A 230-nucleotide genomic window follows, 5' to 3' on the forward strand; every position below is an offset into this window, starting at 1 on the left:
GACCAGGTCGTGGACCGTCTGGTCGGCGAGTGGGGCGTCGGCTACCTCAAGCTCGACCACAACATCGACCCCGGCTCCGGCACCAGCGCCCACCCCGGCGAGACCCCGGGCGCCGGTCTGCTCGGCCACAACCGGGCGCAGCTGGACTGGCTCGACGGCATCCTGGACCGCTACCCGCACCTGGTGGTGGAGAACTGCGCCTCCGGCGGCATGCGCTGGGACCACGCCCT

General features: G+C 72.6%; 1 pseudogene. It reads left to right on the forward strand.

What is annotated here, in order from left to right:
• Positions 1–230, forward strand: a pseudogene (locus KUM44_RS44700) (alpha-galactosidase); the annotation flags it as partial.

Origin of the sequence: Streptomyces sp. AC550_RSS872, assembly GCF_019049285.1 — a bacterium.
Classification (GTDB): domain Bacteria; phylum Actinomycetota; class Actinomycetes; order Streptomycetales; family Streptomycetaceae; genus Streptomyces.